At 64.1% G+C, this 1556-nt stretch carries 2 protein-coding genes; both read right to left on the minus strand.

Annotated features, from left to right (window positions below):
• Positions 1-368: alcohol dehydrogenase catalytic domain-containing protein (locus ASE71_RS24435; RefSeq protein ID WP_156411760.1), on the minus strand; the 368-nt coding region annotated here is incomplete at its 3' end.
• 11 nt (positions 369-379) lie between these two features.
• Positions 380-1556: glycine C-acetyltransferase (locus ASE71_RS24440; RefSeq protein ID WP_060634979.1), on the minus strand; the 1177-nt coding region annotated here is incomplete at its 5' end.

Here is a 1556-nt window from a genome sequence, read left to right on the forward strand (position 1 = left end):
CCCGGCCGGTTGACGCCGACGCCGAGCGTGTTGCGGCACAGATGCCCGCGGCCGGCCCGGCAGTTGCGGCACTTGCCGCAGACGATGTGGCCCTCGCCCGAGACCCGCTCGCCGACATGGTACTTGGTGACGGCCGAGCCGACCTCGGCGATCTCGCCCATGAACTCGTGACCAACGACCATCGGCACCGGAATGGTCTTTTGCGCCCACTGGTCCCAGTTCCAGATGTGCACGTCGGTGCCGCAGATCGCCGATTTCTTCACCTTGATCAGCACGTCGTTCGGGCCGATCTCCGGCACCGGCACGCGCTCCATCCAGAGGCCCTCTTCCGGCTTCGACTTCACCAGCGCCTTCATCATGTTCGTCATCAGTCTCTCCCTCAGATCACGCCGAGGTCGCGGCCGACCTCTTCGAAGGCGGCGATTGCCCGGCGGACGTCCGCTTCACTATGCGCTGCCGACATCTGCGTGCGGATGCGCGCCTGGCCCTTCGGCACCACCGGGAAGGAGAAGCCGATGACATAGACGCCCTTCTTCAGCATGCGCGCCGCCATCTCCTGGGCGAGTGCGGCATCACCGAGCATCACCGGAATGATCGGGTGGCCCTCACCGGCCAGCGTGAAGCCGAGCTTCGACATCTCGGTGCGGAACAGCGCCGCATTGGCATAGAGCCGTTCGCGCAAGCGATCGCCGTTTTCGATCAGGTCGAACACCTTCAGCGAGGCGGCGGCAATGACCGGCGCCAGGGTGTTGGAAAACAGATAGGGGCGCGAACGCTGCCTGAGCCAGTCGACGACTTCGGCCTTCGCCGAGGTGTAGCCGCCCGAAGCGCCGCCGAGCGCCTTGCCGAGCGTGCCGGTGATGATGTCGATCCGGCCCTCGACGCCACAATGTTCGGCGGAGCCACGGCCATTCTTCCCGACGAAACCGACCGCATGGCTGTCGTCGACCATGACCATGGCGCCATATTTGTCGGCGAGATCGCAGACGCCCTTAAGATTGGCGATGATGCCGTCCATCGAGAACACGCCGTCGGTGGCGATCAGCTTGAAGCGGCTGCCCTCGGCCTTCTTCAGTTCCTCCTCCAGCGCCGCCATGTCGTTGTTGGCGTAGCGGAAGCGCCTGGCCTTCGACAGCCGCACGCCGTCGATGATCGAGGCGTGGTTGAGCGCATCGGAGATGATCGCGTCTTCCTCGCCGAGCAGCGTCTCGAACAGGCCGCCATTGGCATCGAAACAGGAGGAATAGAGGATCGTGTCTTCCAGGCCGAGGAAGGACGAAATGCGTGCCTCGAGCTGTTTGTGTTCCTCCTGCGTGCCGCAGATGAAGCGCACCGAGGCCATGCCGTAACCGTAGCGGTCGAGCGCCTGTTTGCCGGCCTCGGCCAGCTCTTCACTGTCGGCAAGGCCAAGATAGTTGTTGGCGCAGAAGTTGAGCACCCGCTCGCCCGAGGCGACTTCGATTTCGCCCGCCTGCTTCGAGGTGATCACACGCTCCGACTTGTACAACCCGGCCGTCTTCAGGCCCTCGAGTTCTGAACGGAGATGGGTGAGGAAG

The organism is Ensifer sp. Root954 (genome assembly GCF_001429005.1).
Lineage (GTDB): Bacteria > Pseudomonadota > Alphaproteobacteria > Rhizobiales > Rhizobiaceae > Ensifer > Ensifer adhaerens.